Raw genomic sequence first — 6590 nt, 5'->3', positions numbered from 1 at the left:
ACCGGGATTAGCTTAACTCAGCCGCCAAACTGTCCAAGAAGGCGGGACCACCTCATTCCGCATGCGACGGGGTTGCCGGGGATCACGAATAGCTCGATCGAAATCAACGATATCATCGAATTCACCGGACGTCAGAATCCACTTGTTCACAGCCTTACGGACCAGTTCACCGGCAGGACGGTAGTATGCGGCGCCCTCGACGCCGCGTTGGCGCTCGCCAGCCGACCTAAAGCCGAACTGATGATCTGACCATCAAGCGAAGTCACCGGATCGCCTGTGCTCAGCTTCTCGGAAGAGCATAGGCCAGCGTATAATCCCCGTAGCGCGTTCCCAGCGCGCCATGCCCGCCTGCGGTGATGACGACGTATTGCCGCCCGTCACGCCCGCGATAGGTCATCGGTGTCGCTTGCGCTCCTGCTGGCAGCCGCGCCTTCCACAAGACCTTTCCTGTATTGAGATCGAAGGCACGAAGATATTGATCGGTCGTCGCGCCGATGAAAGCGAGCCCGCCCGCGGTGATGATCGATCCGCCCAAATTGGGGACGCCCGTCTTGATCGGCACGCCCAGATGCGAGCCGAACAGGCCGGTGTCGCGCGCCGTGCCGAGAACCTTCTTCCACAGGACCTTGCGGGTGCCGAGGTCAACCGCGGTCAGATGCCCCCAGGGCGGCGCAACGCATGGCGCCCCGAAGATGCCAACCCATGCTTTCACCACCGCGACGTAGGGCGTATTGTACTGCGTCTGCAGCTGCGCCTGCATGGCGTTCTCGCCACCCTGCTTCTGCTTCATCAATTCGGCGACCCTCGGATCGTCGCGGCGCATAAGCCACAGCTTGAACGGCATCTCCATCGTGTTGACCGTCATCACGCCGCGGACCGGATCAACCGCCGCACCGCCCCAATCGGTCACGCCGTCAAAGGCGGGGTGGCCGATGATCGGCTTCAGCCCCATTGGCTGGTAGATGCCGGTTCCCTGCGCGCGGCGAATGTCGATGCGGCAGAACAACTGGTCGATCGGCGTTGCCCCCCAGGTAGCGACCTCGGTCGGCGCCGCCGGCGTGAAGCTTGGCATGCCCGTGGAGAAAGGCTGTATCGGCGAAACGCGGACGCCGGGTGTCGCGCCATCGGTGCGCACCGGCTTCTCGGTGATGCTCGCCAGCGGCGCGCCGGTCAGCCGGTTCAGGAAGAACACCTGGCCCATCTTGGTCGTCTGGATCAGCGCAGGGATCACTCGTCCGTTCGGCGCTCGGTAGTCGAACAACGACGGCCCCACGGGAAGATCCATGTCCCACATGTCGCGGTGAACGAGTTGCCGCGTCCAACGCATCTTCCCCGTGGCGACATCGAGCGCCACGATCGACGAGCCGAAGCGGTCGTCGAACGGGCGACGGTAACCGATCCAGTAATCGGGCGAGGCATTGCCGGTACCGAGATAGACGATGCCATTGGCCGCGTCGGCGGTAATCGCGCCCCACACATTGGGCGTTCCGCGCGTATAGGTCTGCCCGGCCGGCAGCGGCGCGATCGCGTCCGGCGAGCGGCCGACGTCCCAGGCCCAGACAGGCGCACCCGACACCGGATCATAGGCGCGCACGACGCCCGAGGGGATGTCGCGGTTGACATTGTCGATGATCCGCTCGCCGATAATCAAACGATTGTTGACGACGACAGGCGGCGTGGTGCCGATCTGATCGGACGGCTTCGACGTGCCCATGTTGGTGCGCAGGTCGATCGCGCCATTGTTAGCGAAGCTGGTGCACGGACGACCGGTATCGGCATCAAGCGCGACGAGCCGCGCGTTGAACGTGGGGGCGAAGATCCGCCGCGGACACGGCGTACCCGCCGGCGCCTCGAAATATGTGACCCCGCGGCAGACCAGGTAGTTGTTGCCCTGGATGGCGGCGTCCTCATGCCAGCTCCACTTGGTCTTGCCGTTGGTTGCATCGATCGCCTGCACGAACGAGTGCGGCGTACAGGTGTAGAGCGTGTCGCCGATGTGGATCGGCGTTGCCTCCGAATGATACTCGCGCTTGTGCTCCTTCGACTCCGCTGCCATCGGCAAATCACCGGTCCGCTGCGTCCACGCGAGCTGGAGGCGGCCCACGTTCTGTGGCGTGATGTCGGACAGCGCCGAGTAACGCCGACCCGACAACGTACCGCCATAATAGCGCCAGTCCGCATCGGCCTCGCCGGTCGGCGCGGCGGGCAGCGCGATCCCGCTTGCGCCCTGCGCCTCGACCTGGCCGCCGTGCAGAGCGATGCCGCCGATCCCGAGCGCGAATAGCACCGCCGCCGCGACGGGAGCGACATGCGCGTGCGATCGCCACGATCGCGCGCGCCACCCGGTCAGCAGCACGAACGCGAGCAGAACGGTCGGCGCCACCAATCGCGGGACGAGCTGCAATCCGTCGAACCCGACCTCCCGAATGGCCCAGATCAGCGTGCCGACCCAGATCGCGACGAACAGCAAACGCCCGAGACGGGGGTTGCGGCCGAGCAGAGCGCCGCTGATGACCATCAGGATGCCGGCGATCAGGTAGTAGGGTGACCCGCCGATCGACGCGAGAACCCCGCCAGCAACCACAAAGAAGCCACCGAGGACGGCCACGAACCACGCGATTGCAAGCCGATAGAGCCGAGCCATTGCTGCACCCTTTCAAAACATTGCTCGATCAACGTTTGGCGAGGGCGAAGTTTCAGACAGGCGCGCGGTTCCCTCCACCATCGCTTGTGGACAAGCGTGCATTCAACTTGTCGAGCCGTGGCGACGAAACCGACGTTGGCCATTCGGTGGAAGCGCGAAGAACAAAGCTCAGCGCATTATGCGGCAGAGAAAACGCAATTGCGGCCATTCGGCGCCTCGCGCCTAGCTCCCGGTACCGGTCATCCGTTCATCTTCGTTCCGCCAGCGCCGGAAGGCTAGGGCGGCTGCATCCTGCTACATGCGAACGATGGTGCCGCCCTTGATCACCAGCCGCACGGAGCGAACGGCGTCAAGGTCCAGCGTCGGGTTTCCGGCAACGGCGATCAGGTCGGCGAGCAGGCCCGACTTTACCGCGCCAAGGCGATCGCCCATCCGCATCCAGCGTGCGTTGCCCGAGGTGGCGGCGATCAGCACCTGCGCCGGCGTCATCCCGGCAGCGGCCATCAGTTCCATCTCGCGTGCGTTCGTGCCGTGCGCGAACACGCCAACGTCGCCGCCCATGCAGATCGGCACGCCGGCGGCGAGGGCCAGGCGGAGGCTATCGCGGCTCTTCTGCACGGCGGCGGGCGCCGGCTCTGCGCCGTTCCAACCGCGATAGCGTGCGCTTGCGTCGGCGGCAGCGAGCGTTGGACAGAGGGTGATCTTCTTCGCCGCCATCATCGCGAAAAGCGCGGGCGTGCCGCCGTAACCGTGCTCGATCGTGTCGACACCCGCCTCGATCGCGCGGCGCATGCCCTCCACAGTTGATGCGTGCACCGCAACAGGACGCCCGGCATCGTGCGCCGCCGCCACCGCCGCCCGGATTTCGTCAAGACTGAGCGTCGCGCGACTCTCCTCACCTGGCCGCCAGCGATAGTCGGCGTAGAGCTTTACCCAGTCCGCACCGGCCGCGATCTGCCGACGCACGGCAGCGATCATCTGCTGCGCGCCTGAGACCTCCTCCGCACCTTGCGGGATGGCGACGCCCGGCTCGAACCCCTTGGGACCGTAGGCACCGAGCGCGACGATCGCGCGCGTCGCGACGCTCAGCCGGGGGCCCTCGATGATCCCCTGATCAATCGCCGCCTTCAGCCCGACATCGGCATAGCCTGCGCCCTCGGTGCCAAGATCGCGCTCGCTGGTGAAGCCCGCCCGCAGGGTCGCGCGAGCGTTCGCCACGGCGCGCGCCGTGCGCAATGCCAGCGGTTCATGCAGCACTTGGTCGTCCCAGCTCGCTTCGTCATAGGGATGGAGGAAGAGATGGCCATGTCCTTCGATCATGCCCGGCATCAGCGTGTCACCGGCGAGGTCGATGATCTGCGCGCCTGCGGGAACGGCGAGATTTGGGCCGACTGCGACAATCCGATCGCCGCGCACCAGCACCTGCCAGCTGGCATGCACCTTCCCGTCGACGCCGTCGAACACACCCGCGGGACGCAGTAACGTCGCGGTACCTGTCGCGAGGTCGACCGGTGGCTCGCTGGCGCCGGCGAGCATCATCGCCATCACGATCGCCAACCAGTGCTTGGCCATGCCTCACTCCCCGTTCTACGCTAGCGCCATGGTTACCGTCCTGCGGCACACGCGCAATCCGCTGATCTTCGCGGCCTCTCTGGCGACAACCGCCGCCGCGCCCGCCCCCGACATGGCACGGTGGCAGGCCGAGGCGGCGCGGGTGACGATCACGCGGGACGATTGGGGCATCCCCCACGTCCGCGGCCGCAGCGACGCCGACGCGGTGTTCGGCATGATCTATGCGCAGGCAGAGGACGACTTCGCACGGATCGAGGCCAATTATCTGACCGCGCTCGGTCGCACCGCCGAGGCGGATGGCGAGCAAGCGATCTGGGCAGACCTGCGCCAGCGACTGTTCGTCGATCCGGCCGAACTTCAGGCCCAATACATCGCCAGCCCCGCCTGGCTGCGCACGCTGATGGACGCCTGGGCGGACGGGCTGAATTTCTACCTCACGACCCACCCGCGGGTAAAGCCAAGGGTGTTGACCCGGTTCGAACCGTGGATGGCGCTGAGCTTCACCGAAGGCAGCATTGGCGGCGATATCGAGCGCATTTCGCTCACCGACCTCAAGACCTTTTACGGCCAGCCGGCCTTACCGACGCCGGAAGAGCTGGGGGCGGTCCCGCGCGAACCTTCGGGGTCGAACGGCATCGCCATCGCGCCGAAGCTGACCGCCAAAGGCCGGGGGCTCCTCCTCATCAACCCGCACACCAGTTTCTACTTCCGCTCGGAAGCGCAGATGACGAGCGACGACGGGCTGAATGCCTATGGCGCCAGCACCTGGGGACAGTTCTTCGTCTATCAGGGGTTCAACGCGCACGCCGGCTGGATGCACACCTCCTCCACCGTCGACAATGTCGACCAGTTCGCCGAGGCGATGGTACGTCGCGGCAGCGGCTGGGCCTACCGCTACGGTGGCGAGACGCGCCCGGCCACGGCGCGCACGGTGACGATCCGCTTCCGCCAGTCCGACGGCAACCTGGGCGAGCGGCGATTTACGACCTGGCGCACGCATCATGGTCCGATCGTCGCGGCGAAGAACGGTCGATGGATCGCGACCGCGTTGATGTGGCGGCCCGTCCCGGCGCTGGAGCAGAGCTGGTTGCGCACCAAGGCCACCGACCTTGCCTCGTATGTGGCGGTGGCCGAGCGGAAGGCGAATTCGTCGAACGACACGCTGTTCGCCGATGACAGGGGCGAGATCGCGTTCCTGATGCCGCAGTTCATGCCGGTGCGCGATGATCGGTTCGACTATACCCGCCCTGTCGACGGCAGTGATCCCGCGACCGACTGGCAAGGGCTGCACCCGCTTGCCAGCCTGCCGAGCGTCACCAACCCGCGGGTTGGCTGGGTCCACAACACCAACGACTGGCCGTGGAGCGCCGCTGGACCGGATAGTCCCAAGGCAGCCGACTATCCGCGCTACATGGATCAGGTCGGCGGCAACGCCCGCGGCGAACACGCCGACCTCCTGCTGACCGGCAAGCGCGGCTGGACGCCCGAGCGGTTGCGCGTCGCCGCTTACGATCCCTATCTGCCTGCCTTCGCGCGGCTGCTGCCCGGCCTCGTCGCCGCATGGGGTGCGTTGCCGGCGAATGACCCACGCCGGCGCCAACTGGCCGCGCCGATCGCCACCCTCGCCCGGTGGGATCATTGCTGGGGCAGCGACTCCGTTGCGACCAGCCTGGCCGTCTACTGGGGCGATCAGCTCTGGCGAGAGGTCGGCAGCTTCGCCCAGGCGGAGCGGATCAACGTGCCCGACTATATCGCCACTCGCGTCGATGCCGCCACCAAGCTCGCTGCGCTGGAAACGGCGGTAGCGCAACTGACGCGAGATTTCGGCACATGGCGGACACCGTGGCAGGCGATTAACCGCTTCCAGCGACTGGATGGCGCCATCCAACCGCATTTCGACGACACGAAGCCGTCGACGCCCGTGCCCTTTACCTCAGCACAATGGGGTAGCCTTGCCTCGTTCGGCGCGAAGACGTGGCCGGGAACGCATCGCTACTACGGCACGAGCGGCAACAGCTTCGTGGCGGTGGTCGAGTTCGGCCCGCGCGTGAGAGCAATGGCCGTCATGGCGGGCGGACAGAGCGGTGATAAGGCCTCGCCTCACTTCGCCGACCAGGTCGACCGATACGCCAGCGGCCGCCTTCGGCCCGTCTACTTCTACCCCGACGAGCTCGCCGGTCATGTCGAGCGGGTGTATCGTCCCGGCAACGACGCACGATGATCGCTACACCTGCGCCAAAGAATGCGTGGCTGAGACAGCCCGGCTCGAGCGCTACGCCGCCGGTCGCAATCTCAGGGTCGTTTCAGTGTATGTGGCCTCCGGCGAGGCGCACATGCTGACCATCGACATGCTTATCAAAGATCGGAAGAGCGT

4 protein-coding genes are annotated in these 6590 nt (G+C 66.1%); 2 read left to right on the top strand and 2 right to left on the bottom strand.

The genetic code is table 11. From position 1 onward, the window contains the following. The coding region (locus tag ACFDSW_RS14210) for a hypothetical protein (RefSeq protein WP_375250935.1) at window positions 1-249 on the top strand (249 nt) is incomplete at its 5' end. A gap of 31 nt (window positions 250-280) precedes the next feature. Here ACFDSW_RS14210 and ACFDSW_RS14205 read toward each other — a convergent pair. Both ACFDSW_RS14205 and ACFDSW_RS14200 read right to left on the bottom strand, forming a co-directional pair. After that, window positions 281-2644, bottom strand: a complete 2364-nt coding sequence (locus ACFDSW_RS14205; protein WP_375250934.1) for a membrane-bound PQQ-dependent dehydrogenase, glucose/quinate/shikimate family — start codon at window positions 2642-2644, stop codon at window positions 281-283. Between the two features lie 294 nt (window positions 2645-2938). Further along, window positions 2939-4216, bottom strand: a complete 1278-nt coding sequence (locus ACFDSW_RS14200; protein WP_375250933.1) for an amidohydrolase family protein — start codon at window positions 4214-4216, stop codon at window positions 2939-2941. Window positions 4217-4244: 28 nt separating this feature from the next. Between ACFDSW_RS14200 and ACFDSW_RS14195 the strand changes: the two genes are divergently transcribed. Beyond that, complete coding sequence (locus tag ACFDSW_RS14195; RefSeq protein WP_375250932.1) at window positions 4245-6437, top strand: penicillin acylase family protein; 2193 nt, start codon at window positions 4245-4247, stop codon at window positions 6435-6437. Window positions 6438-6590: the final 153 nt, after the last annotated feature.

Source organism: Sphingomonas sp. (assembly GCF_042091075.1).
Classification (GTDB): Bacteria; Pseudomonadota; Alphaproteobacteria; order Sphingomonadales; family Sphingomonadaceae; genus Sphingomonas.
Note: the sequence above shows the minus strand (reverse complement) of the source record. Positions and strands in the feature narration are given on the sequence as shown.